Annotated in this window: 24 protein-coding genes; 14 read left to right on the forward strand and 10 right to left on the reverse strand. The window is 66.8% G+C overall.

Features of this window, described 5'->3' with window-relative positions; translation table 11 throughout:
- From BMZ18_RS17425 to BMZ18_RS17435, 3 genes are all read left to right on the forward strand, one after another.
- Window positions 1–455, forward strand: a 455-nt coding sequence (locus BMZ18_RS17425; protein WP_139204028.1) for an HNH endonuclease signature motif containing protein, incomplete at its 5' end; no start/stop codon positions are given.
- Window positions 456–467: 12 nt separating this feature from the next.
- On the forward strand, window positions 468–2,000 hold the full coding sequence (locus BMZ18_RS17430) for a recombinase family protein (protein WP_068366055.1): 1,533 nt from the start codon (window positions 468–470) through the stop codon (window positions 1,998–2,000).
- 31 nt (window positions 2,001–2,031) lie between these two features.
- The gene (locus tag BMZ18_RS17435) at window positions 2,032–2,634 is read left to right on the forward strand and encodes a DUF4145 domain-containing protein (RefSeq protein ID WP_082895256.1); all 603 of its coding nucleotides are present in this window, start codon (window positions 2,032–2,034) and stop codon (window positions 2,632–2,634) included.
- Between the two features lie 566 nt (window positions 2,635–3,200).
- Here the strand turns inward: BMZ18_RS17435 and BMZ18_RS17440 are convergent.
- From BMZ18_RS17440 to BMZ18_RS19830, 4 genes are all read right to left on the reverse strand, one after another.
- Window positions 3,201–3,848, reverse strand: a complete 648-nt coding sequence (locus BMZ18_RS17440) for a recombinase family protein (protein WP_244516589.1) — start codon at window positions 3,846–3,848, stop codon at window positions 3,201–3,203.
- 289 nt (window positions 3,849–4,137) lie between these two features.
- Entirely contained in the window at window positions 4,138–4,563 is a 426-nt protein-coding gene (locus BMZ18_RS17445) for a hypothetical protein (protein ID WP_068366057.1), read from the reverse strand.
- 285 nt (window positions 4,564–4,848) lie between these two features.
- Window positions 4,849–6,885 (reverse strand): bifunctional DNA primase/polymerase, encoded by a 2,037-nt coding sequence (locus tag BMZ18_RS17450; RefSeq protein WP_074922344.1) that lies wholly within the window; start codon window positions 6,883–6,885, stop codon window positions 4,849–4,851.
- 97 nt (window positions 6,886–6,982) lie between these two features.
- Entirely contained in the window at window positions 6,983–7,129 is a 147-nt protein-coding gene (locus BMZ18_RS19830) for a hypothetical protein (RefSeq protein WP_156511661.1), read from the reverse strand.
- Between the two features lie 853 nt (window positions 7,130–7,982).
- Between BMZ18_RS19830 and BMZ18_RS17455 the strand changes: the two genes are divergently transcribed.
- Window positions 7,983–8,336 (forward strand): hypothetical protein, encoded by a 354-nt coding sequence (locus BMZ18_RS17455; protein ID WP_068366059.1) that lies wholly within the window; start codon window positions 7,983–7,985, stop codon window positions 8,334–8,336.
- Window positions 8,337–8,371: 35 nt separating this feature from the next.
- Here the strand turns inward: BMZ18_RS17455 and BMZ18_RS19495 are convergent, their stop codons facing one another.
- The 3 genes from BMZ18_RS19495 to BMZ18_RS17465 all read right to left on the reverse strand — a co-directional run bounded on the left by BMZ18_RS19495 (window position 8,372) and on the right by BMZ18_RS17465 (window position 10,466).
- Window positions 8,372–9,286, reverse strand: coding sequence for a hypothetical protein (locus BMZ18_RS19495; RefSeq protein WP_139204029.1), 915 nt, complete (start codon window positions 9,284–9,286; stop codon window positions 8,372–8,374).
- Between the two features lie 71 nt (window positions 9,287–9,357).
- Window positions 9,358–9,735, reverse strand: coding sequence for a hypothetical protein (locus BMZ18_RS17460; protein WP_068366060.1), 378 nt, complete (start codon window positions 9,733–9,735; stop codon window positions 9,358–9,360).
- Window positions 9,736–10,025: 290 nt separating this feature from the next.
- Window positions 10,026–10,466, reverse strand: a complete 441-nt coding sequence (locus BMZ18_RS17465) for a hypothetical protein (protein ID WP_068366061.1) — start codon at window positions 10,464–10,466, stop codon at window positions 10,026–10,028.
- Between the two features lie 127 nt (window positions 10,467–10,593).
- On the opposite strand from BMZ18_RS17465, the gene BMZ18_RS17470 reads away from it, so the two are divergent.
- Complete coding sequence (locus tag BMZ18_RS17470; RefSeq protein ID WP_082895258.1) at window positions 10,594–11,694, forward strand: hypothetical protein; 1,101 nt, start codon at window positions 10,594–10,596, stop codon at window positions 11,692–11,694.
- A gap of 473 nt (window positions 11,695–12,167) precedes the next feature.
- Here the strand turns inward: BMZ18_RS17470 and BMZ18_RS17475 are convergent, their stop codons facing one another.
- The 3 genes from BMZ18_RS17475 to BMZ18_RS17485 form a co-directional block, all read right to left on the reverse strand.
- Window positions 12,168–13,511: an MFS transporter gene (locus BMZ18_RS17475; RefSeq protein ID WP_068365663.1), complete on the reverse strand. Its 1,344-nt coding sequence runs from the start codon at window positions 13,509–13,511 to the stop codon at window positions 12,168–12,170.
- A 316-nt stretch (window positions 13,512–13,827) separates the two neighbouring features.
- A complete protein-coding gene (locus tag BMZ18_RS17480) occupies window positions 13,828–14,460 on the reverse strand; it encodes a TetR/AcrR family transcriptional regulator (protein WP_068365670.1) in 633 nt (210 codons plus the stop codon).
- Window positions 14,461–14,519: 59 nt separating this feature from the next.
- A complete protein-coding gene (locus tag BMZ18_RS17485) occupies window positions 14,520–15,209 on the reverse strand; it encodes a hypothetical protein (RefSeq protein ID WP_082895200.1) in 690 nt (229 codons plus the stop codon).
- Window positions 15,210–15,457: 248 nt separating this feature from the next.
- Between BMZ18_RS17485 and BMZ18_RS17490 the strand changes: the two genes are divergently transcribed.
- The 9 genes from BMZ18_RS17490 to BMZ18_RS17530 are packed head-to-tail and all read left to right on the forward strand — an operon-like array spanning window position 15,458 to window position 25,899.
- Complete coding sequence (locus tag BMZ18_RS17490; protein WP_068365661.1) at window positions 15,458–17,332, forward strand: multicopper oxidase family protein; 1,875 nt, start codon at window positions 15,458–15,460, stop codon at window positions 17,330–17,332.
- Window positions 17,329–18,102: an MlaE family ABC transporter permease gene (locus BMZ18_RS17495; protein WP_068365660.1), complete on the forward strand. Its 774-nt coding sequence runs from the start codon at window positions 17,329–17,331 to the stop codon at window positions 18,100–18,102. Before BMZ18_RS17490 ends, BMZ18_RS17495 begins: the two co-directional genes overlap by 4 nt.
- 54 nt (window positions 18,103–18,156) lie before the next feature.
- Window positions 18,157–18,996: an ABC transporter permease gene (locus BMZ18_RS17500; RefSeq protein ID WP_068365669.1), complete on the forward strand. Its 840-nt coding sequence runs from the start codon at window positions 18,157–18,159 to the stop codon at window positions 18,994–18,996.
- A 58-nt stretch (window positions 18,997–19,054) separates the two neighbouring features.
- Window positions 19,055–20,206, forward strand: a complete 1,152-nt coding sequence (locus tag BMZ18_RS17505) for an MCE family protein (protein WP_068365668.1) — start codon at window positions 19,055–19,057, stop codon at window positions 20,204–20,206.
- A gap of 54 nt (window positions 20,207–20,260) precedes the next feature.
- Complete coding sequence (locus BMZ18_RS17510) at window positions 20,261–21,277, forward strand: MCE family protein (protein WP_068365659.1); 1,017 nt, start codon at window positions 20,261–20,263, stop codon at window positions 21,275–21,277.
- Window positions 21,274–22,320 carry an MCE family protein gene (locus BMZ18_RS17515; RefSeq protein ID WP_068365667.1) on the forward strand — a complete coding sequence of 349 codons (1,047 nt, stop codon included), beginning with the start codon at window positions 21,274–21,276 and terminating at the stop codon, window positions 22,318–22,320. Before BMZ18_RS17510 ends, BMZ18_RS17515 begins: the two co-directional genes overlap by 4 nt.
- Window positions 22,317–23,519 (forward strand): MCE family protein, encoded by a 1,203-nt coding sequence (locus BMZ18_RS17520; RefSeq protein ID WP_068365658.1) that lies wholly within the window; start codon window positions 22,317–22,319, stop codon window positions 23,517–23,519. Before BMZ18_RS17515 ends, BMZ18_RS17520 begins: the two co-directional genes overlap by 4 nt.
- A complete protein-coding gene (locus tag BMZ18_RS17525; protein WP_068365657.1) occupies window positions 23,516–24,667 on the forward strand; it encodes an MCE family protein in 1,152 nt (383 codons plus the stop codon). The genes BMZ18_RS17520 and BMZ18_RS17525 overlap by 4 nt, the downstream gene beginning before the upstream one ends.
- A complete protein-coding gene (locus BMZ18_RS17530; protein WP_068365656.1) occupies window positions 24,664–25,899 on the forward strand; it encodes an MCE family protein in 1,236 nt (411 codons plus the stop codon). Before BMZ18_RS17525 ends, BMZ18_RS17530 begins: the two co-directional genes overlap by 4 nt.
- The last annotated feature ends 18 nt before the right edge of the window (window positions 25,900–25,917 follow it).

Raw genomic sequence — 25,917 nt, forward strand, 5'->3', positions numbered from 1 at the left:
CCGCGGCGGAGCGGGTGCGCGACCCCCGCACCGCCGCCCAACGCGACTACGACGCCGTCTTCACCGCCATCACCCGCACCCTCGCCCGCCGCGACATCGGCACCACCCACCGCGGCCTACCCATCTCCCTCATCCTCACCACCACCGTCGCCGACCTCGCCGCCCGCGCCGGACTCGCCCTCACCGCCGGCGGCACCGCCCTCCCCATCGACGACCTGCTCACCCTCGCCGGCAACCACCCCGACGACCTCGACACCTGGCTGTGCATCACCGACCTGCACCACCGACCCCTCCACCTCGGCCGCAGCCGCCGCACCGCCAACACCGACCAACGCCTCGCCCTGTTCGCCACCGACCACGGCTGCACCTTCCCCGGCTGCACCGCCCCCGCCACCCGCACCCAGGTCCACCACATCACCGACTGGTCAAACAATCACTATCAGTACACCACCTAGTATTTTCGAAGGATGAGCACTCGAACCGCGGTGTACGTCCGCATCAGCTCCGACCGTGACGAACGCAAGGTCGGCGTAGACCGGCAAGAGCAAGACTGCCGCTCGCTCGCCTCGAACCTAGGCTGGACTGTCGAACACGTCTACGTTGACAACGACACGTCAGCGTGGAAGAAGACGAGCGTCGAGCTCCCCGACGGCTCCAAGGTCAGGCGCAACGTGCGGCCCTTGTTCGAGCAGATGCTGACCGCTCTGCGTCGCGGCGAATACGACTCGTTGATCGCGTACGACCTCGACAGGGTCGCGCGTGAGCCACGAGACTTGGAGAACCTGATCGAGGTGGTCGAGCAATTCGGCAGAACCGTCAAGTCATACACCGGCAACATGGCCCTCGATTCGGACCACGGGATCTACTCCGCGCGCGGCGAGGTCAACCACGCGAACAAGTCCAGTCGGGACACCAGTCGCCGCGTGCGAGACGCAGCGCGTCACCGTGCCATGCAAGGTCAATATCACGGCGCGTCAGCCGCTTTCGGATACGAACTCGTCAAGGACGAGGACGGCAAGGTCATCACACTGCGTGAGCATCGTGAGCACGCGCCGATGGTTCGCGAGGCGTATGCGCACCTTCTCAGCGGAGGTAGCTTGCATTCAATCGTCAAACGCTGGAACGAGGAGAAGCGCACTACCTCACGCGGGAACCCCTGGCGTAGTTCGCCTCTCAAGCGCGCACTGACGACAGCAACCATCATCGGCATGCGAGAACACGCCGGCGAACTGTTCCCCGCGGAGTGGCCCGCGCTGGTCAACAAGGACGACTGGGACAAGCTGCGGACCCTGCTGTCGGACCCGTCACGGCGGCGTCAAGGGTTCGGCTCAGGTCCAGGCACGGGCAGGTACGTACTTTCTGGGTTGGTGCGCTGCGGCGGCTGCGGACGGTCGATGGTCGCGTCGGTCTACAGCGGTGGTCGAGGTACGCGCGGCTGGGTTTGCGCCATGTCGAACACGTCGGGTTGCACCAATAGTTCGCGCATCGCTCGCGACCCGTTGGAAACGTATGTGGTCGAGGGCGCGCTCGCGCGGCTGGACTCCGACGCGCTCGCACCCGACGACGAGGAGGGCGATCAACACGTCGAGCTGCGCCAGGCCATCGACGCAGACCACACGCGGCTGCGTCAGCTCGAGGACGACTACTACGACGGCCTGTTCAAGGGCGACCGCGCTGGTTACGTTCGACAGCGCGATCGACTGACCTCTCGGATAGCCGACAGTGAGCGTCAGCTCCTCTCTGCGGCGCAAAAGTCCGTCCTGGCTGGTATCGACAGCGTCGAAACGCTACGCGGGCGCTGGGAGGACGAGACGGTCGCTCGCCGTAACGCCATCCTCGGCGCGATCATCGACAAGATCGTCATTGGCAAGTACCCCGCCGGCCTGCCCTACACGTTGCACCACCGCAAGAGCGAGACGCTGGAGGAGTTCGAGGGTCGCAAGCGCGCACACCAGCTCGCGGTGCTCGAAGCGCGCGTGACCATCGAGTGGCGCGCCTAGTTTGTCGGTGCCACTCGGCATACTGGTCGGTATGGCGAACGTGAGCGACGACCTGATGATGCACAAAGACAACGATCCGAATGCCTTCGGCATGTTCGAGTGCTTTTTCTGCGCTGCATCAACGCAAATGTTCGCCGTGCGTATGGTCGACCAGGATTGGGGTTCGCCAGGGGTTGTGTGGTTGCGCTGCATGTCGTGCCGCCGAGGATTCGTGCTGAACGACCTGTACGGGTTGGCCCCCTCGACCACACCGCTTGACGTTCCACAGGGTCTCGACGCGGACACGGAATCGACGTGGAACGAAGTTCGATCGTGCCTGTCGGCGCGAGCGTTCACAGCGTCCGTCATGATGTGCCGCAAGCTGCTCATGCACATGGCCGTCGAGGAAGGCCTGCCCGCCAAGAATGAGAAGGATTTTGCGCCGACGTTTGTCCAGTGCATCGACCACTTGCAAGCGGAAGGCGTCATCACCAAGCGCAACCGCAAGTGGGTCGATCGAATCAAGGACATCGGCAACGAGGCCAACCACGACCTGGCGTCGATCGACAAAGACCAGGCCACCACCGTCGCGACGTTCACGCGCCAACTACTCCACGAGGTCTACGAGTTGCCGTTCCTCGAAGCCAACACCTGACGACACGCGGTCAGCCGTGCTGGTGGCGCGCCGGTCCGTCCAGTACCCTCCAGGGTGAACTCACGTTCCGCGCCGACAAAGTTCTCAGTGAACCGCACTTGGGCGCGCCCGTTGTTCTAGTGGTAGACAGCGTCCCTCGGGTCCGAGGTTGTCGATCGCAGAACTAGGCAGGACGGCAGGCGCGATGCCTGCTAGCGGCGCGATGCCGCTAGTGACTGCAGGGATCGGCGCAAGGCCGATGAACACGAGGGAACGGATCGCCGCAATGGCGAGTCACGTTGTCGGCCAGTGGACTAGTCCGTGGCTCCTGACCCGAGGGCGGGAGCTTACGCGCTAGGAGCTTGCCGTGCCTGTCACGTATCTCATCGTCGCCGTTGTTGTTGCGGCACTACTGCAGGTCACGCGCGTTGTTGTCGCGGCCTGGCTCGCAAGTCCCGGCTGTTCGGTGGACGCGGACAAGTTTCTTCAAGTGTTCAACGGACTCAGAGCTTCGACACGACGAGGCTGATCGAGTCGTGGAAGAGCAAACCCGATCCGCCTCCAGCAGATGAGCCCCGAGGTGGTGTCTAGTTGGCGCGGCCTGCACGCTTGACGAGCGCGGCAATCGTGCCTGGCTTCCAACTCGCCCCGCCCTGCGCGGTCGGAACTCCGTCAGCGTTGAGACCGTCCGCGATGCGTTGCAGCGTCGCGCCATTCGCCCGTTCACGGCAGACGCGCGCCACAACGTCGACAGGCGTAGTCGCCCGTCGCCCGAGCAGGACACCTTGAGTCCGTCTAACGGCGAGCGCTTCTCGGGTGCGTTGCCCGATCAGGTTGCGTTCCAGCTCGGCAAAGACTGCGGCCATCTGCGACATGGCCCTCCCCATCGGGGTCGATAAGTCCATGCCCAGGTCGAGGACAACGACGTTCCATCCTTGCCGTTGAGCAGTCGCCAGCAGGTCTGCGAAGTCCCCGGTGGATCGGCTGAGTCGGTCGACTTTGGTAGCGACCAGCGCGTCGGCCTCGCCGGCTTCGAGTAGCGCGAGCGCCGCACGCAGTGCCGGACGGTTCGCGCTCGCTCCGCTGATCCCTCTGTCCGACAACCAGGTAACGGTCCAGCCTCGCCTCGTCGCCTCGGCAAGGACTGCTCGTTCCTGCACGTCGAGGCTCGTGTCCTGGCCGTCTGTCGAGCAACGCCCGTACCCGATAACTCGCATCTCGGTCGGTCCCTTCAATCAATGTCCTTCAGGCAATCGGTCGATTGATTGAAAAAGGCTGAGGTGGCCAGCGCAAACAACGGCCTCAGATGAGCTCGGACGAAAGCCTGCGACGTACTCCCGCCGTGAGCGTCCAGACCCGCGACGGCGGGCCTCAGGGCGCGCTACTGGCACGCAGCGGACGTGTTCGCGTACTGCCAACAGTGACGAGGCGGTCCGCAGACGTACCGACCACCACCGATCGGTGACGAGTGCGAGCGCGGGTACTCCCGCTTGCACAGGACGCAGGTCACTGTCTCGACCCCGGTCATGACGCGACCACGCGCTTGCGCGCGGCGATCTTGCGCTCTGCATCGCGGCGGGACTCCTCACTGAAGTCGCCGCCGGGAGCAACTACCTCAACGGATAGCGGTTCGCAATCCCCGGCAAGGGTATAATTGCAGTCCGCGTCAACAGCTTTCAGTTCTCCTCCGTCGAACACAGCTGCAACAGTTCGTGTCTCGTACGGCGCATCGAGTGCCGTCGTCACGTCACGGCAATGATCCGTGACGCTCCGACGTTCCTGCAGGAGGAACGCTGCGACGGGAGCGTCGATGCTGTCGAGTTCGTTCAGGCACATTATCCAGACCCGGACGCGCCATCCTGTTGGCGCGGAAACCATCTGGATCGTCGTCCAGTCGTCGGAATAGGTGATGTCACCGTAGTAGTCGTACACATCGTGCGTGTCGGTCATGTTGTCTCTCTTCTGGTTTGGTTCTACCTGGCCGGCCAGGCCGTGGTCGGTCTGTGCGTGTTAGCTAGGGACGAACTTCTCGTCGCGAAACGCCGTCGTCAATCGCGGTTACCTCTTCTAGGTAGATAGCTCCTCTCTCCACGTCTTTCACGTTCTGGTCCCAGCTGTTTCGCTGTTCTGGTCTCTAGAGACCAGTCCAGAACAGCTCGCCAGAACAGCTCAACTGGAGGTGTTCTCTGACCTGTTCTGAGGTGTTCCAGAACACCTCTACCAGCGCAAACACTGCTAAACGTCCTCACCTGTTCTGGCGTCGTCAGAACAGCTCGGCGCGTTCACCTGTTCTGGAGCCTCAGAACAGGTGAAAACGTGTTTTGCTCCGCGAGTACCGACAGCGCGCACTTCGAGAACCCCGGTTTCGACGCCGAGCGCGAGCGCAGCCTTGAACGCAGCCTCCCCGACGTGCAGAGCGCCCTTCAGCCTGGCGAACGAACGCGCGCCGTCGTTCTCGACCTCAGAGAGCACTTCCAACAGGCGAGCTAGCAACTGCCGATCCTTGTCGTCGTGTTCGCGCGCCGCGTCCCCCAGATCCGAGACTTCGACCGAGAGGTCGAACGCGGCGTTACCCTCCGGTGCGCGACGCAACGACGACGGCCACGACACGTCCGTTCCGAACCTGTTGCCGCGCCATTCGGTCAACCTCCCGGTTCGCGACAGGTGGAACCCCATTTCGGGCCAGCGCTTCCATCCGCTCGAACCGATCGGGCGCTTCGTGTCCGCGTCGTGCGGGGTGTGTGCTTCCATCAGCACTGTGACGCCGTGTTCGTCACGCAGGTCGTCCACGAGCTGCGTGATCGACTGAAAGAACGGTTCCTCGCGTTCGTTCTGGTCGCTCAGCTTGTAGATGGGACCGACGACGACCAGATCGGGTTTGACCTCAGCGACCCACTTCCGGACCCGTTCAGCGTCGTGAGGATCTTCCAGCGCGAGGGGTTGGCCGAAGTCCGATCGCGGCAGGAAGAACAGGTTGCCGAGCATCACGTCGCGGTCCCCGCCGTTGGCCTGCCACGCCTCGGTCATCTCGCGTAACCGATTCTGGAACAGGTCGTACGGGTTCTCCACGTCCACGAGCAGTACCCGTCCTGGCTCGAAGCTTCGGCGGTTGACCCAGTCGAACGGATCAAGGCCCGCCGCGACGGAGCCCGCGATCCACCGCAGCAACGTGCTCTTACCCGCGCCCTCGTCAGCGGTCAGGATCAGTCGGATTCCCTTCGGGAGGCGACCCGGTATGACCCACTCGTATTCGACAGCATCATCGACGTCGAGCAACTGAGCGGCGCTGAGAGGTACCACGTCGGGTAGCTCCGAACGCGCAGCGCGTGAGACCTCGTCGGTGTAGCGGCGCTTCGCCGTGTCCTTCGCGTGCATCTCGCGGACGTACTTCTCGACCAGTGCGTCCGTCTCGGGAGCATCATGACTCTGACCCCACTCCCTCATCCACGGTTGCATGTAGTCGCCCGTGGACGCGACGTACCGTTGAGCGCTCGCTACGATCGTGCGAACCTCACGCTCCATCAACGGTGTCGAGCCGGGACTGTTGCGCGCCGCCTCCTTCATGAGGACAAGGACCGCGTCGAACTGGTCAGGACCGAGCGCGCCGAACAGCTTCACGGCTCGGCGGTGAAGGGTGTCGTTTCGCGCCCCCTCCTCGATGGCCTCCAGATAGCCACCAAGGGGATCAGTAGACGAGTCGTCGCGCTCGTCCTGCGCGATGCTCTGCGTGAGGATCAGCGGCGCTACTGCTGGTGCTGGCGAGTCGTCGCGCCAGCTGTACGTCCCTCCCGACAGGTGGTTCGACGGAGGCAGAAGAACGTACCCGCCCTCACCGCGAACATCGACTCCCGGCAACCATCCGACTCGATTGCCTACCACTCCATCGTCCGGGTAACGGAAGTACAGGTGCCGGCCACCGCCACCCGTCAGCGCGGTCAGCGTGTGCGGCACGGGGTTGTCGCGTGTCCACGCTTCCCAGGAGTCGAAGCCACCCGACTTGCGGTCCACGTCCACGACGAACACTCCGCTGTCGTGCCCAGTCGCTACCGCCCAGTTGGCATCGGGGTACGTGCGCTCCCACGCCGCGATCTTCGACGGATCCGCCGAGGCGTCCTTGACGCCGTGCGTCGTGCGCGGATGCTTGCCTGGGCTGCTGCACTCGTCGCCCTTCCCGCACGAGCACCTACCCCGCACGATCGGGTAACACGGGAAGATGTGCCAGCCGCGTTCGACGTACTCATCTAGGCGGCGTCGTTCCTTGCTGGCAGACAACGCATCTCGCCCGATAGAATCGTTGTCGAGAGGCTTGGTGAGAGGCCGATCAGTGTTGTATCCCCTGGGACTGGCTCCGCTACCGGCGGGGCCATTCTCATGTGTTGGCATGGACGCCCCCGTTCACGAGTGCGCGCAGAAGACGGATCGCGCCGGCGTCCGTGACGGTCTCGGGTAGGCCCTGTTCGACGGCGCTGCGTCGTGCGTCCTCGCGTGCGCGCTCCGCGAACTCCTCGGCGGTCACGACGCTTCGGCCTTACGCTTCGGGCGCGTTGCGAAGTCCTCCGCGATGGCGGATTCTGTGAACAGCTCCGAGAGCGGGCAACCCAGCAAGGACGGCAATTCCTCGCGCAGAACGGCATTCGGGCGAGTCCAACCGATCGCAGCGTTACGAACGTGGCGCGCGCTGACACCCAGCTTTGCGCCGATCTGGACGTACGTCCAGCGCTGACGCTCAGCGCAGTCAGCGAAGGGTTGTCGGCCATGAGGACCATAGGCGACGACGGAACGAGGCATAGCAGCTCCCAGGTAACGATGGAAGCTCGTACCGTCGCGCCACTCTCTCTCAACCAACCCGCTGTGCAGCCGGTGGCTTCCCTCGCTACGAGCAGCGAAGGTGATCCGTGGTCGTCACCCATCGTGAAGACTGGGCGGCTATCTCTGCACTGAGGCGAGAGACGCATGGAGTCGAAACTGATCGACTGACAACCACGTTAGCCCAATGGGGCCCACTGGACAACGACCCGCCAGCCAGGAATCGACCGTGCAGTACGACCCTTGACGGCCAGCCGAAGCTGTGCCTAATCTGATCTTTGCACGGCGACGTCGTGCACCAGGTAAGGCAGAACCAAAAGCGGCTCCACGGCGAACTGGCTTCATCAGAAGTTCAAGCGCAGGAGTGTCCTCGATCCGAGGACGCGGGTCAAAAGCTACGGTCCCGTTCTGTCGTAAGCCTGCACCGAACACTGCCGGTGAAAAAGCGGATTCAAGCGGAAACGCTTCGCGCGCCGAGGTACGACGGGAGTGAGCCTACAAACAGGCGTCCTCCCAGCCCGTCGTGCCTGTCGCCACGCTTGGGTACGCCGGAAAGAAAAACCATGTGCACTACGACCACCATTTTCGAGCTTGAGTTCCCGGCGGTTCGCGTCGAGAATCTGATCTTGGGCCTCGTATCCCACTCAGACGATTTCGACCTGTCGGATTTCTCGTTTCGGCCGACGACTGTTGACATTCTCGTTCGCGACGAGGACGAAGATTCGGTCGAAACCATCACCACGGAGGCATTGCGCGTGGACGTGAATGGCCGGAATCCGTGGACGAAGATCGGAGAGCTGGTTACTCATATGAGGGCTGCTGACCACGTGATCGACCGCTTTGGCGGCGGGTGGGTAACGCCCAACCGCATCCACCACATCGCGACAATCAACGAGCATTTCGACGGCGATCGCTGACGGCACTTGGCCGGTCGTCCATCGCGGGCGACCGGCTACCCCTCGGCCTCAACACGGTTCGACACTGCTCGCGCGTGTGCGTAGTCAAATACGCTGGGCGGCCACGCCTGATAACTTGTCTCGAAGGGAGGGCGCAGTTCGGGTGATTGCTGTCGTACTAGCGCCCGCCGGCCAGGTTGACCTCCGAAAAGTGCGTCAAATTCCCGAACGGTCGCGCACGTATCGTCGATATCAGGATGCAGTAGCGCAAGCACCTCACGATTGGTGTCTCGAAGTTCGGGCATGACTTCGCCTACGAGTTCGTAAATACTCGGATCTTCGTCGAGTGCCCGCAGTTCCGCTTTTATGGCGGCGCTAATCTTGCTGCTTTCGTAGAAGACAGAGCGGTCCAACCGCATATCGACGAGGGCATATTTTTCGCCCTCGCTAATTCCGGCGGTTGCCTTCATTGCCGGGGCGAGCATGGTCGAATGCACCATGATGTGGCGTAGCCTGAAAAGAAGCCGATATGCGAAACAGCGGTCATAAACTGCTTTGAACAATCTCTTCATCTCAACGTGTTCCGCGGAATCCTTATCGAATTGCCGTACGACCGCGATCAGGCTTTGTTCTTGATGGTGGTGAATAGAAGAGCAGACACCCAGGATCCCAGTACGTATCCTTGTTGCCCATTCGACCATATCGCCTTCACCGAATGCGGGGATCTTCCCATCGCGGAATGCTTCGGATGCGTCCATGACAGTCCGGAAGAGGTCGAGACCAGATTGACGAACGTAGGTAAACATGTTCGCTTCGAGCATGTTGAACATGACATTGTATGCCGCGTGGAAGCGGGTGTAATCATTCTCGTTCAGTTCGCAGATCGGCTGCATTACAACGGACACCTGCCCCGTCGGGTCTCCGCGTAGGAGCAGGGCACCGTAGCTTTCGATCGCTGCATTGCTTGACATGCACTGAGTGTAGGGACTGGGCCCGACACTGCTGCATCCCCTGTTGAGCCCGCGCCACGCCGTTCTAGTAGCTAGCGATGACCGGGCCTTTGGGGGAACGCCACGACGTTGTGCTCCTCGCGGTCGGGGTCAGGCTCGGGCGTCGCGTACCTCCGCGAGGGGTCGAAGACTGGCCGCCCGTCTGGCGCAGTCGGAGCTGGTCCCTCTACGACCTCGGCGTCGATGATCTCGGGTTCGTCCTCGACGGGCACGTCCCGGATGACTGCTCCGTCGTTGAGCACCTTCTCGTAGGGCTTGACCTCGACCTCGTGTTCGATCTTCGAGGTCGGTCCCATGCCTGTTCGGTCGAGAACGATCTGAGCTGCGCGCAGTCGAACCGAGGGTTCCAGCTCGGGATCATCGAGCATCCCGTCGACCACGCCGATGGCCTTCAGTCGCATCTCGATCATGCGTTGTGACGCAGCGAGTCGCGTCTGGCCGGCCAGGCCTCCGTGGTTCTTGCAGACGGTCGAACCCTTGATGGCGTAGTTTCCGCAGGGTTGCCCGTCGGTGCGACGCGCAGAGCACGGGACGCCTGGGTTCTCGACGCGGGTACTGATCTTCTCGGGCGTGGTCGACTTGCGGACGCCCCCGTGCGCGAAGCAGCGGTCCGACCCTCGGACCGCGTAGCGCGTGCATTGTTGGCCAGCGCGTCCTCGGTTGTCGTTCGCTGTCGTCGCGACACATTGGGGCATCGGGGTCAGATCCTCGTGGGGTTGAACTCCGCGAACACGCATGGTGCGCAGGACGCACACAGCGCGACGCCGACGACGCTCGGCGGCGCGGATACCCACACGATCTCGAACTCGTTCGGCTTGCGAGGGGCGTCACCGATCGAGCGCGAGCAGACTCCGCAGACGAACGCAGGAGCGGCGCAAGACAGGCCGCGCTGGCGGCACATGTCCATCTTTGCGATCATCTCGGCGGGATCATCGAACGGGTACGACACCGCGTCGTGGTGAATGTCGTCGGCCAGTCCGAGCGGCGGGACGAGCGCGGTGCCGTCGACCACAGCGTCGTCGCGGTACCTCAGTGCGTACCGCATGTAGTCCTCGATCCTGTGGTGTTCGAGCAGGTGCGCGTTGTGCGGCCAAACCCGTTCTGCGCGCTTGATGTTGGTGAGAATGTCGGTGGCGTACATGATGCTTCTCCTAGCGCTGTAACCCTACGTCGATTCTAACGCTAGGTAGGTCCAAAGGCGCTGTAGTGCAACAGCTTCCGCGTATTCTGGTCGTAGTCCTATATACCATCTGGAAAGGCGAAAAGGCATGACAGGCAACGGGTACAGCACAGTCGGGGATATCCATCAGACAGCCGACGGCAAGGATTGGTCTTCGATCTGGTCCGAGTTCCAGGAGACGCTCAAGCTCCTCAACACTCAGCGCACCGCCGTGGCGCGACTGTTCACGGCGAAGACGGCGAACTCCTCCGACTTCATCGAGCAGTCGATCGGCGACAACGAGTTCGAGGAAGCGTCGGAGTTCGGCGTTCCGAAGTCCGTTCGCCTGAGCCCGTCGCTGCTGGAACTGGGCTACCCATTCCGGTGGTTCGACTCGCGCAAGGGCTGGACGTGGCGCTTCCTCGCGGAGGTCGAGTCCGGCCAGCTCGAGGCAATCCACGCTGCGGTTCTCGAGGCGGACAACCGTCTGGTGTTCAGTCGCGTTCTGCGGGCGCTGCTGACGAAGACACCGAAGTTGCAGCGAGATGTCAACGAGTACAACGTCCCCGTCTACCCGCTCTGGGACGGCGAAGACGACGCGAAGCCTCCGAGCTACGCAGGCAAGTCGTTCGCGCCGGGTCACAGCCACTACCGGACGACCAACGGCGCGTTCGAGGGGGTGGACCTGGACTACCTGATTCGCAACGTCACAGAGCACGGGTACGGTTCCGATTTCGGTTCGCAGATCGTCCTTCTCGCCCACCCGGACACCGCGAACGTCATCACGACATTCCGTGCGGGGCAGGTCGCCGCTGACGGCGGCAAGGCAGCGAACGACTTCATCCCGGCGGCGAACGCTCCCGCGTTCCTGTCGGACAAGGTCATCATCGGAGATCGCGCACCGGGATCGTACGAGGGTCTGAAGGTCCTTGGCTCGTACGGCGAGGGGTTCATCGTCACGTCGAACTGGGTTCCCGTCGGGTACGTGGTCGCCGTCGCCAGCGGTGGCCAGCACGCGCCGTTGGCCTTCCGTGAGCACAAGAAAGCAAACCTGCGCGGGCTGCTGCTGATCCCCGGCGACAACAACGCCTACCCGTTGCAGAACAGCTACTACACCCGCTCGTTCGGCGTCGGCGTACGCCACCGCGGAGCTGCTGCTGTCCTGCAGGTCACCGCTGGCGAGACGTACACCAGCCCGACCATCGCCTGATCCCGTGCGCTGAGTCGAGCCAGCGCGCCTCTCGCCCCAGTAGCCTTGCTGCGGGGGCGTTCTGGCGTCTGACCAGCGCTTACCCGGCAAAGTCGCTGTACTCTCGGAGATACTTTGACTGGGCCCACGGCGGCACCACCGACATCGAGTACCTCACCTACGCCTGCGACCGCCACCACCGACAGATCCACACCGGACCCCTCGGCTGGACCACCACCACCGCCCCACCCGGCCACCGCTGGGCCGGCCGCACCCTCTGGCACCCACCCGCCCTCGCCGACCCCACCAGAGAAGGCCGCGTCAACCACCACTTCCACCCCGGCGACCTCCTCCGAGACCCCGACCCCGGGCCGATCCCCGACGGCACCTGACCGGCGGGACCTGCACTACCACAACCGAACACGACGAACCCCCGAACCGGAACCCGGTTCGGGGGCAGGAGTCGTGAAGTCTCGGGTCGTGCGGACCGTCGATCAGGCCCGCATGCTGACGTCCTTCGTCTCCGTCAGCTTCAGAGTGCAGCCGATGCTGAGGACCGACAATGCCGCCAGCATGACGCCGACCGCGATGCTGCCATAGGCCGCGGTGAGCGGCGCGGCCAACAACGGCGGGATCGCGCCACCGAGGACACCGGCCAGGTTGTAGCCCAATCCTGCACCGGTGTACCGGAATCGGGTCTGGAACAGCTCGGGCAACAGAGCGCCGGTGGGACCGTAGGCGATACCGAAAATCGTCAACGTCACGCACATGGCCAGGACGTAGAGTCCGGCGGACCCGGTGTCGAGGATCGGGAACAGCGCCAGCGTCCACGGGACCGCGACCACGCAGGAGATCAGGATGACGCGCCGTCGTCCCACCCGGTCGGAGTACGCCGCGGACAGGGCGATGGCGATACCGAACACCACGGCGCCGATGATGCCGGTGACCAGGACGAACGGTCGGTCGAAGCCGAGCGTCTTGGTCCCGTAGCTCGTGAGGTACGCGGTGCCCATGTAGAAGAGGGAGAAGAGCGACGCCAACGCGCCGGCCGCCAGCAGGACTTCGCGCTTCTGGACGTGCCAGGCGTCCAGGACCGGGAGGCGTCGCGCAGCGGGGGCGGGTGCGTCGGCCACCGCCTCGCGGAACACGGGAGTCTCCTCGATCGCGAGGCGCATGTAGAGGCCGATGAGCACCAGAACGGCGCTGAACAGGAACGGGATTCGCCAGCCGTAGTTCAGGAAGGTCTCGTTGGTGTCTCCGAACACGGCACCGGTCACCAGGAACGTCGCGCTGGAGAGGATGAACGCCGCCGACGGGCCGAGCTGCGGGAACATCGCGTAGAAGCCGCGTCGCTTCGCCGGGGCGTACTCGGCGGTGAGGAGCGTGGCGCCGGCCCATTCCCCGCCGACGGCGAAGCCCTGCCCGAATCGCAGGAGCACCAGGATGATCGGCGCCGCGACGCCGATGGTCTCGGCGCCGGGCAGCAGCCCGATGAGGAAGGTCGAGATGCCCATCAGCAGCAGCGTCGAGATCAACGTGCGCTTGCGACCGATGCGGTCGCCGAAGTGGCCGAAGAGCACCGCGCCCGCGGGACGGGCGATGAACGCGACCGCGAAGGTGGCGAAGGAGGCCACCGTGCCGGCCGTGGAACCGAGGGCCGGGAAGAACACCGTCGGGAACACCAGGGCGGCCGCGGTGCCGTAGATGAAGAAGTCGTAGAACTCGATCGTGGTGCCGATACCGCTGGCCACGGCCACCTTGCGGACGCTGGTCGTCGGCGGTGTGGTGGGCGGCGTGACCGGACGCGCGGTGGCGTCGTCGGGTGACACAGTCGTCATGGTGCTCCTGCTCGAAGGTGACGGAACGGGCGAAGTGGTCAGGACGGTATGTGAGCCACGCCATACCCCACTACCCCCGGAAGAGGGGGTCCTCCGCACCGCCCGCAGGCACCCGCGGCCCGTAATTCGGATGCGCCGAGCACGCACAGTCTGTCAGCATCGTTCTCGTCCGGCACTCACGCGCAGACAACGAGTTTGCAGCACAACGACATTCGACGAACGGAGGTGCCGCCATGACCCACCTGCCACCCGAGCTGTATCTCGCCGAGTACCGTGCCGGAGTCGAGCGCCACCTCTTGGCCCGCGGGCGCCGGATTCAGGCCGGCGTGTCGCCCACCACCAGGCGGAAGAGCGCCTGGATCTCGGCCTTCGTCGGGGTCGGGAGGTTGTTGCCGGCGTGGACGAACCCGATGCCGGCGTACACCAGCAAACCCGCCCGCAGACGCGCATCGTCCTGACCGAATCCCCAGTCGAGCAACGCAGTCCGGACCAGGTCGAAGATCCGCTGATCAAGTTCGCGCACGGCGTCCGCCACCCGGCCGTTCGTCCGCGCCCACTCGCGAATAGCGGCTTCGACGGTCCGGGTGCGGTGCTCGACGAGCAGCTCGGAGATGGTCTGCAGCCGTTCCGCCACGGGCATGGACTCGACCTGCATGAGACCGCGCAGCACCTCGTTCTGGGTCTCGACCCATCGGTCGGCGATGGCCGTCATCAGCTCGTCGATGTCGGAGAAGTGCCAGTAGAAGCTGCCCTTGGTGACACCGAGTTGCTCGCACAGACGGGTGATCTTCACTTCGGCGACACCGTCGGACACCAGGAGCGCGAAGGCGGCGTCGAGCCAGTCGTCGACACCGAGGCGGGGAGCCCGGGGCACCGGCTTGGACGCCGCGCGCGTGCGAGCAGCACGAGCACGGGTCCGCGCGGACGTATCGCGCGCACGTTCGGCCACGGTCGTGCTCCCGTCGTCCCGGTCCGTCGGTCGGTCGGAAAACGATCCTACGTCGACGGTCACCGATCACCGTTCCGGGTCACGTCGATGGCCAGTCGTCGCACGACGGCGTCGCCGGCGAGGCCGCCGTGATCGACCGTCGACGTCGGATCGACGTCCTGGACAACGACGACCTGTCGGCCACGCGGCGCGGCGCCCGCCGCGGGTGCCGCGATTCCGTCCGTCGCGCTGACGATGTCGACGTACCGCACCCCCGCCGCCGTAGCCGCGGACACGGAGCGCAGGAAGGTCGATCGAGCGACCACCTGACCGCACGACACGCAGAACGGCGCCACGAGCGGACGCTCCACCGCAGCGAGGGCGTCGTAGATCCCGATCCGACGGTTGAGGTCGGCCACGGCCGCCAAGCCGAGTACCTCCGTTCCCGCCCAGAACGGACCCAGGGAGACGAGCGTCCTGACGGGCGGCGGTGCGCCGCGCACCGGACGCGTGAGGGCGTGATGGACCACGAGCGCGCCGGACCCCCGAGCCACCACGTCCACCACGTCGGCCCCCGTGCGGTCGAGTATCGCCGCAATCTCCGCCTCGATCTCGGCCGCCGACTCCTCGATGGAGGCCACCCCGCCCACCCGGACCGCGAAACCGAGGACGCGGGTCACCGGACCGGCCCCGTACTCCACGGCGACCGCGCAGGGGCCGGCCCAGTCGGCCCATTCCGCAGCGGACGATCCGAGGTCGTAAACTGCCACCAGTGGTCTCACACACTGCGGCGCAACGCCGTTCGGACCGGTGCGCGCCGAGGCGGGCACCGCGAACAGGCCGACCGCCAGCGCGAGAGCCGCCCCGAGACCGACGTGCCGCCCTCTCGCCGTCGATCGGTGACCACGTTCGCGGCCTGCTCCCATGTTCGCCGTCCGTCCTTCGCCGTTTTGCCGTGCAGCCACCATACAGTGCGGTACGGTCCGGAAGAAGAGGACGACTGCAAGGGGGACGAACGGTGGCCGAACGGTTCTCACGCCGACAGGTGCTTCGCGGACTCGGAGTCGGGGCGGCCGCGTGGGCCGCGGCCAGTGTGGTCGGGGTCCGATCGGCCGGCTCGCCGGGTGGACCTTTGGGCAGTCCGCTGCTCTTCCATTCACCCGAACTGGTCCCCTTCCGCGGCACGGTATCGCCACCGCCGGTGGTGACCGGACCCTCGCTGTCGATCTCCGCGGTGAACTCACGGCACCGATTCCATCCCGACCTCCCCGAGGTCGACGCTCTCGCGTATCGCGCCGGTGATGTCGGTCCGGGTTACCTCGGACCGACCATCGAGGCGAATGCCGACGAACTGCTCACCCTCCGCTACGCCAACGAGCTCACCTTCCACCCGCTCGGCGTCGACATGGACACCTCGTTGCACGGGGTGACCGAGTCCTACCGATCCGCACCACCGACCTCGCTGCACCTGCACGGCGGGGTCACCCCACCGGCGAGCGACGGCCATCCCGAACAGGTCTCTCTGCCGGGTCGCTCACTCGTGCACGGCTTTCCGAACGGCCAGGAAGCATGTCATCTCTGGTACCACGACCATGCCATGGGCATCACGCGCGTCAACGTCTACAGCGGACTGGCCGGCATATACCTCCTCCGCGACCGGTGGGACACGGGTCGGCCGGACAATCCGCTCGGACTTCCGGTCGGCGAGTTCGAGATGCCGCTCGTGCTGCAGGAGAAGATCTTCCGACAGAACGGCACGCTCAGCATCCGGTCCACACACATCGTTCCGGAAGGCTCGTGGGAGGGCGGTGCCGTCGGCGACGTCGGGTTGGTGAACGGCGCGGTGTGGCCCGACATCCCGGTCGCGAGGGGGTTGTACCGCTTTCGGTTGGTCAACGCCGGTTCGTACAGCGTCTGGAATCTGCACTTCTCCAATCGCATGCGGTTCTGGATCATCGGCAACGACTGCGGACTGCTCGACGCGCCCGTTCCGGTCACACACTTCCGCGTTGCCCCCGGCGAGCGCTACGACCTGCTGGTCGACTTCTCCCTTCTGGACAGCGGGGGGAGCGTCGAGCTCCGGAACGACGAGCATCCGCCGTTCCAGGCCGCGATCATCGGCGCCGTCGTGATGCCGCTGTTCTGCCGGTTCACCGTCGGCTCCCGCGGCTTCACCGGGCCCGTCCCCACCGCGTTGCGGGGCGGGCGGCTCCGCAGCCCGCTCCCCCCGCTTCCGGTCCCCGAGGTCGTGCGCACCGTGACCGTCAGCCAGCCCTACGCGCTGCGCAACCCGCCGGCGATCATGACGCTCAACAATCTTCGCTTCTCCGACACCGACATCGAGAAGCCGCGCGCGGGAACGACCGAGCGCTGGGACATCGTCAACGTCACCCCCGATCCCCACCCGATCCACATTCATCTGGTGCACTTCCGCACGCTCGGCCGAACTCCTCTGCGCACGGTCGAGTACCAGGGAGCACACGTGCAGCCGCCGGTCGGCGTCCGATGGGCGCCGGATCCGACCCCGTTCCTCGCCGGACCGTCGGTTCCACCCGAACCGTGGGAGGCGGGGTGGAAGGACACCGTTCGTTCCGACGGGGGGACCGTGACCTCGGTTCTCGTCCGTTTCCCGACGGCCGACGAACTCGGCTTCGATCCGGACGCCCTCTTCGACCGTCCCGAGACGCTCCCGTCCGACCACTCCGGGCCGACTCACGCCGACCCGGAGCCGCCCGCCCACGCGGATCACGGGATCGAACATCCCGCGCACAACGGGGTCGACCACGGATCCGAGCACGGCGCCGGCGGCCCACTGCAGGGCTACGTCTGGCACTGCCACATCCTCGACCACGAGGACCACGACATGATGCTGAAGTATCGAGTCGTGTCATGACCTCGATCGCTCTCCAGGCGCGACGCGTGACCACGGCCGTCGGCGAGTTCTACGGCCTCGGCGTCGACACGGCGGTCGCCACGGTCACCCGGCCGTTCCACTGGCGTGAGTTCGTCGATCAGAGTTGGTTCATCGCGCGGGTGTCACTCCTGCCGACCATCGCGATGTCCGTCCCCTTCACCGTGCTCGTCGTGTTCACCCTCAACTCGCTCCTGATCGAGATCGGGGCGTCGGATCTCAGCGGAGCGGGCGCCGGACTGGGCACGGTGACCCAGATCGGTCCGCTGGTCACCGTGCTCGTCGTCGCCGGCGCCGCCGCCACCGCGATCACGGCCGACCTGGGCTCGCGCACCATCCGCGAGGAGGTCGATGCCATGGAGGTGCTGGGGATCGATCCGGTGCAGCGACTGGTGGTTCCGCGAGTCCTCGCCTGCACCACGGTGGCCGCGCTGCTCAACGGCGTGGTGTGCGCCATCGGGCTCGCCGGTGGTTTCACGTTCTCGGTCTTCCTGCAGAACGTCGACCCCGGCGCCTACGTCGGCGGGGTGACCCTGCTGGTCGGTCTGCCCGAACTGCTGCTGTCCGAAGTCAAGGCCGCCCTGTTCGGACTTCTCGCCGCGCTGGTGGCCTGTCATCGAGGTCTGACGGTGCACGGCGGCCCGAAGAGCGTCGGCGACGCGGTGAACGAGACCGTCGTCTTCTCCTTCGCGGCGCTGTTCGTGGTCAACCTGGTCCTCACCTCGGTGGGCCTCTCGGTGAGTCGGCTCTGACGTGATCGGCACAGGTACGGGCTGCCCGGGACGGAGCACGCGATGGTGATCGGGATGCACGACACGACCGTCCGAGTCCGGCGTCGAGCACGACGGGCCGGTGACGCGATCGACCGCGTGGGCGAGGACGGACTGTTCGTGCTCCGGGCTCTCGTCTCGACGGTGCGCGCAGTGCGGTCCTACCGCACCGAGACACTGCGCGTCCTCGCCGAGATCAGTTTCGGCACAGGAGTTCTGGCCGCGGTGGGCGGTAGCGTCGCCGTCCTCGGCTTTCTCACGATGTTCGCCGGCGCGACGGTCGCGGTCCAGGGCTTCGACTCGCTCGGCAGCATCGGCGTCGACGCTCTCACCGGGTTCCTCGCCGCGTACGTCAACGTGCGCGTGGTCGCGCCGGTCACGGCGGGCGTGGGGTTGGCCGCGACGGTCGGCGCCGGCACCACCGCGGCGCTCGGCGCGATGCGCATCAGCGAGGAGATCGACGCCCTCGAGGTGATGGCGATTCGGTCCCTGCCCTACCTGGTGGGGACGCGCATCGTCGCCGGACTGATCGCCGTCCTTCCGCTGTACGCGCTCTCCCTGAGCACCTCGTTCCTCGCCAGTCGCGTCGCCACCGTCGTCGTCCTGGGACAGTCCTCGGGGGTGTACGACCACTACTTCTCGACCTTCCTCGTCCCGTCGGACGTGCTCTGGTCCTTCCTCCAGGTGATCGTCATCGGTCTCGCGGTCATGGCGATCCACACCCTCTACGGCTACCGAGCGACGGGTGGTCCGGCGGGCGTCGGTATCGCCACCGGACGCGCCGTACGTCTGTCGCTGGTCACCGTCGTCCTGGTGACGCTGTCCCTGTCGTTGGCGCTCTACGGCGCCACCCGTTCGATCCACCTGGCGGCCTGAGGTGGCGCGGCGCGAGACGACCCGGTCGACGTGGGTGCACCGCGGGGTGGCCGCAGGCATGGCACTCGGCCTCGTGGGGATGGCCGTCGGCACGGTGCTCGCGTACCGGGGCACCGTTCGAGACCTGGTGTCACCGCCCGTTCTCGTCACCGTCGAGTCCGACCGCGCGGGGCTGGTCATGGATCCGGGCGCCCTGGTGGTCTGGCACGGGGTCGAGGTCGGCACGGTGACCGCGGTCCGCACCCGCGCCGGCGGCGCTGCGCTCCACGTGTCCCTCGACGCCGAGACGGTGCGCGACGTGCCGGCGAACATCGGCGCGAGGATCGCCGCGACGACGGTCTTCGGTGCCAAGACGGTCACGTTGGTCGATCCACCGCACCCGGCGGCGGCCTCGATCACCTCCGGCTCGGTGGTCGAGGCGTCCTCGGTGACCGTCGAGACCAACACGGTGTTCGAGTCGCTCCGGTCGGTTCTCGTTGCGGCGCAACCGGACAAGCTCAACACCACGCTCGGCGCCGTGTCGACGGCGCTGGCCGGCCGCGGCGGCGCACTGGGAACCACCCTCGACGACGCCGCCGAGGTCCTGGGTGCGACGGCTCCGCTGACCGCCACTCTCGAACGGGCCGTGGACGACGCGGCCACCGTCGCGGGGACGGCAGCCGACGCGGCCCCGGACCTGACCACCCTCCTCGCCTCGGCGACGACGACGGCGCGAACCGTCACCGACCGGCGTTCCGCACTCGAGACGGCGCTGACGGCGATGACCGGAACCGCGACCACCGTGGACCGGGTGATCGGAGCGAACGCCGACGGATGGTCGTCCACTCTCGAGACCGCGAGGCCGACGAGTTCGCTGCTCCAACGCTACTCGCCGATGCTCTCCTGTTTCCTGCAGGGCGCCGACATCGCTCGGATCGGTGCCGAGAAGGTGTCCGGCGGCAACGGCCGCACCATGTTGCTGAACAGCACCGTCCTGTTCGGTGTGCCTCCGTACCGGTACGAGACGGATCTGCCCCGTGTCGCCGCGTCGGGCGGACCGCGGTGCGGTGCACTCCCCCTGGTCCAGGACAGCGCCATTCCCACGCCGTACGTGGTGGCCGACACCGGATCGAATCCGTTTCGCGCCGGAAACCGAAGCCCGGTACTGGAACCGAACTCGATCATCGACCTCCTTCCGGAAGGACTGACCGCACCGAGGCCTACCCGATGAGCACCCCGATGAGCACCCGGACGACCACCCGATGAGCACCCGGACGACCACCCGATGAGCACCCGCGGAACGACCATGCGACTGCTGGTCTTCGTCATCACCACGACCGCCGTTCTGGGCGGCCTCGTCGCCGTCTTCGGACAGTTCCGATTCGCCCGCACCACCGACTGGACGGCGGACTTCACCAGCGCGTCGGGCCTGGGGGCCGGGGACGCCGTTCGTGTCGCCGGCGTCACGGTCGGATCGGTGTCGGACGTGGCGGTGATCGACGATCACGCGCGGGTGTCGTTCGACCTGGAGGACGACTACCGCGTCACCGACGTCACGCGAGCCGTGGTCCGGTACGAGAACCTCGTCGGGGATCGCTTCCTGGAGTTGCAGGACGGCTCGGGCCCGGCGGCGCCCCCACGAGACCGCGTCATTCCCGTCGAGCGCACCTCCCCGGCCCTGGACCTCGACCGGCTGCTCGGCGGTTTTCGTCCACTCTTCGACGGTCTCGATCCCGAAGAGGTGAATCGGCTGAGTACGCAGCTGATTTCCGTTCTGCAGGGACAGGGCGGCACCGTCGCCGCCGTTCTGGACCGGATCGCCGCTCTGACGTCGACACTGGCCGATCGAGACGAGGCCATCGGGCGGGTCGTGGACAACCTCCGGACCACACTCGGCACCCTCTCCGCGCGGCAGACCGAACTGAGGGACACGGTCGAGAACACCCGAAGTCTCGTGGCCGGCCTCGCCGCCGACGCCGACCCGTGGGTGAACGCGGTGGCCGCCGTCGGCGACTCCACCGGGTCGCTGGCCGGGGCACTCGGGGACGTCGGGCCACCCCTCGACGTCGCGGTCGACGAGTTGACCCGGACCGCAGCACAACTGCGCGCGGGAGAGGACACCATCGGGTCGGTGGTGTCGCGACTGCCCGACACCTATTCGGCGCTGTCGCGGTTGGGCGCCTACGGCAACTTCTTCAACTACTACCTGTGCGGCATCCGGCTGAAGATCGACACCCCGGACGGACGTGGCCTCACCACGCCGTTGATCGGGCAAACCACGGGACGGTGTGCACCCGCATGACTCCCCGTTCGCGAGACGCGACCCGACTCGGCCTGATCGGGTCGGCCGTGGTGGTCGCCGCCACCCTCGCCGCCGTCAACGTGCCTGCACTGCCCTACCTCTCGGCCGGCGCGACGTACAGCGGGCGGTTCCTCGACGCCGGCGGACTGGAGACCGGAGCATCCGTGGAGATGGCGGGCGTGACGGTCGGCACGGTCACCGACATCGACGTCGACGGCCAGGCCGTCCTGGTCACGTTCACGATGACCGACGTCGCCGCGGGCGCGGACTCACGGCTGTCCATCGCGACCGAGACCGTGCTCGGCACCAAGAGCCTGCGCGTGGAGTCGCGCGGCGACGGTCGCCTGTCGACGTCCGAGCCGGTGGGTCTCGATCGCACGACGTCGCCGTACGTCCTCACCGACGCGCTCGGTGACCTCACCGACGACGCCGCCGGTATCGACGTCGACCGACTCACCGGGGCGATGGCCGCCACCACCGACGTCCTCGAGGGGACGCAGGACAGCGTCGGGCGGGTGCTGGACGGGGTGGGTCGACTGTCCCGCACCGTGGCCTCGCGCGACGAGGGCCTTCGGGACCTGTTGTCGTCGGCGGAACGGGTCACCGCGGTTCTCGCCGACCGCAGCGGCACGCTCGACGCGCTCCTGCAGGACGCCGCCGTGGTGCTGGCCGCGCTCGACGAACGGCGGACCGTCGTGGACACCCTGGCGGGCAACGTGACCCGCCTGTCGGATCGACTGCGCGCTCTGGTCGCGGAGAACGAGAACGAGCTAAACCCGGCCCTCGACGATCTGCAGTCGGTGCTGTCGGTCCTGTCGGCCCAACGGGACGCGATCGCGGCCGCGATCGCGAAGCTGGGCCCCTACGTCACGCAACTCGGGGAGGCGGTGTCGAGTGGCCCGTTCTTCGATTCGTACATCCAGAACCTGATTCCGGGCCAGATCATCTCCCCGATCCTGCGCGCCACGCTCGGACTCCCGGCGGCACCCGGCGATTCGGCGTCGGTCAACCCGCTCTCCGCACTGAACGGAGCACCGCGATGATCGTCGAACGTCGACTCCCGGTCCGCGCCGTCGGCGTCGCGGCTCTGCTGATCATCGCGGCCGTCGTCAGCTACACGGTGGTCCCTCTCGCCACGACGACGCGAATCACGGTCGAGTTCGCGCGCACCACGGGCCTCTACCCCGGCGACGACGTGAAGCTGATGGGGGTCACCGTCGGCTCGGTGGACGAGATCAGGCCGCGCGGAGATCGCGTGGAGGTCGACCTCTCCGTCGACGATCACTACCGAGTCCCCGCGGACGCGAAAGCCGTCCTGGTCTCCCCGAGCCTGGTGACCGCGCGCTTCGTCCAACTGGCACCCGCGTGGACCGAGGGCGAGGCGTTGTCGACCGGCGACCGTATTCCGCTGGAGCGCACGGCGGTCCCGGTAGAGTGGGACCGCATCACCGAGCAACTGGACCGCGTGTCCCGCGCCCTCGCACCGGACGGCGGTACCGACTCTCGCCCCCTCGGCGCTCTCGTCGACGCGGCGGAGGCCACGCTCGACGGACGGGGCGAGACCGTCGCCGCGACGGTGCGATCGTTGTCCGATGCCCTGCGTACCCTCTCCGACGGGCGGACCGACCTCTACGCCGTGGTGCGCAACCTGCAGGTGTTCGCGTCGGCACTCGCTGCGAGCGATCGGCAGATCGTCCAGGTCAACGACACCCTCGCCTCGGTCTCGACCGCCCTGACCGACGACGGCGACGAGGTCGGAGCTGCGCTGGTCTCTCTCGACGCCGCGGTCGCCGACGTGACCCGATTCGCCCGGTCCTCCACCACGGCGCTGACGGGGACCGCGACCGAACTGCAGTCCGTCGTGGCCGAATTGGCCGCGCAGCGTGACGGCATCGCCCAGATCCTGCACGTCGCCCCGACGGCGCTGTCCAACCTGAACAACATCTACCAACCCGCGCACAACGCGATCGTCTCGTCGCTCGCCCCCAACAACTTCGCCACGCCCGCCGATTTCGTCTGTTCCGCGATCGCGGCCGCGGAACAGGTCGGCGCACAGGAGGGTTCGGAACTGTGTCTGCGCTACCTCGGGCCGTTGCTCCGCACCTTGGCATTCGAATACCTGCCCGTGCAGTCGAACCCGATCCACGGCGTCGGTGCCCTCCCGGACCAGATCGTCGAGAGCGGTGCGGACCCGGTGCCGCCGACGCTCGGTGGACTGCTCGTACCCGGTGGTCCCCGGTGAGCGCCGGATCCCGGGTCGCGACGGTCGGTCGGGTCGCCGCACTCGTACTCGCTCCGCTGCTGCTGGCCGGCTGCGGCTGGCGGGGACTGGACTCGCTCCCGTTGCCGGGCACCGTCGGAACCGGCCCCGACTCGTGGGCCGTCACCGTCGAGATGCCGAACGTGTCGACCGTGCGGGAGAACTCGCCGGTCCACGTCGACGACGTGACCGTCGGTCACGTGGACCGCATCGGTCTCGTCGACGGCCACGCGGTGGTGACGCTGCGCCTCGAAGCCAGAGTGGTGCTGCCCGAGAACGCCGTGGCGTCGATCGGACAGACGAGCCTGTTGGGCTCGGCCCACGTCGAGTTGGCGTCACCGACGGCCGAACCCGCCCGAGGGCGTTTGGCGGACGGCGCGGTGATCGGACTCGACCGGGCGGGCGCCTACCCCACGACGGAGGAGACGCTGTCCGCTCTGTCGCTGGTTCTCCAGGGCGGCGGCCTGGCCCGGGTCGGCGACATCGTCGGTGAGGTGGACGCGGCTCTGGGTGGCCGTGAGGACGCGGTGCGGTCCGTCCTGGACGATCTGGACGTGGTCCTGGCGGGACTCGATCGGCACCGCGCGCAGATCGACTCGGCGGTCGTGGAACTCGACCGGTTCGCCGCAGTCGTCGCCGCCGACGACGCCGGGGTCGACGAGGCACTGGCGGTCTTCGCACCCGCCACCGAGGTCCTCGCCGACCAGCGCGAGAACCTGGTCGCGTTCTCGGTGGCGCTCGGCCGTCTGGGAACCACGGCGAGCGCCGTCACCGACGACACCACCGAGGACCTCACGGCGGTGCTGACCGATCTGCGGCCCGTCCTGGCCTCGCTCGCCGACGCCGGTGACTCGCTCACCGAGAGCTTCCGGTACCTGCTCACGTATCCGTTCCCGATCGACGTGTACCGCAACGCGGTTCGGGGCGATTACGCCAACGGCGAGGTGACGCTGGATCTGCGTCTCGACACCCTGGACAACGCCTTGCTGCTCGGCACGCCGCTGCAGGGCATGCTCGCCGGCCCCGAGGGCGCGGTGGGCCGCGCCGCACCGTGGCCCGCGCCGTCCGTTCCGACGGCGCAGGATCTCCTGCTTCCGCCGGCGCCTCCCACCCCGGGTGGGACGCCGTGACGCCGGAGGTTCGGCGTCGACTCGGGGCCTTCGCCGTCGTGGCCGTGCTCGCCCTGTCGCTGACGGCCGTGCTGCACGCTCGTCTTCCCGAGACGCTCGGCGTGGGTCGTTACCAGGTCACCGTGGAGTTGTCCGCGGGGGCCGGACTGTCGTCGTCGTCCAACGTCACCTATCGCGGGGCCCCGGTGGGGCGCGTGGTGTCCGTGCGGCCCACTCCGTTCGGAGCCGAGGCGGTGCTGTCGCTCGTGTCCGACACCCCGGTGCCCGCGACCACCCGCGCGGAGGTGCACAGTATGTCCGCCGTCGGCGAGCAGTACGTCGATCTGGTTCCGGACACCGATCGGGGCCCGTTCCTGGCCGACGGTGACGCTATCGAGCGGGAACGGACCTCCGTTCCCGCTCCCGTCGCGCCCACCGTCGACGCCCTCGACGCGGCACTGCGCAGCATCGACCCGGTCACGCTCTCCTCGTTGCTGGACGAGACGGCGGCCGCCCTCGGCACGTCCGGTGATCCCACCGGCGAGCTGCTCGACTCGGCGGCCGCATTGGCCGGGGCCGCACGCGAGAACGTGAACGCGTCGTCGTCCCTGATCACCGATATCGCGCCGGTGTTGTCCGCCGCTGCCGCGTCGTCGCCGGCCATTCGGGAGTGGGCCGCATCGCTCGCGTCGCTGACCGGGGAGGTCGCCGACCGCGATGCCGCGGTGCGGTCTCTGCTGGACGCGGCTCCCGGCCTGTCCGCCGCGTCGGACGAGCTCTTCCGATCGCTCGAGCCGACCCTGCCGATCCTGCTCGCGGATCTCACGGGCGTCGGGCAGGTGGCGGTCACCTACAATGCCCCCCTCGAGCAGATCCTCGTGCTCTACCCGCCGTTGATCGCGGCGACGCAGGGAACGGGCAAGGCGAACGCGGACGCCGGCGACCCCGGGCAGAACACGTTCTTCGCGGCCCAGCTGAACGATCCGCCGCCGTGTACCGAGGGCTTTCTCCCCGCGGACCAGCGACGCCCGCCCACCGCACTGGACACGCCCGAGACACCGACCGATCTCTGGTGCCGGGCCCCGGCGACGGGTCCGACCTCGATCCGGGGAGCACGCAATCTGCCCTGCATGGAATTCCCCGGCCGGCGCGCTGCCACCGTCGCACTGTGCCGCGCCGGTCAGGGCGATCTCGACACGGCCGGCGCGCCGCCCGCCGGGGTGAGCGAGATGCTGGTGCCGCCCGAACGGTGATCCTCAGGAACGGTGATC

Origin of the sequence: Rhodococcoides kroppenstedtii, assembly GCF_900111805.1 — a bacterium.
Taxonomy (GTDB): Bacteria; Actinomycetota; Actinomycetes; order Mycobacteriales; family Mycobacteriaceae; genus Rhodococcoides; species Rhodococcoides kroppenstedtii.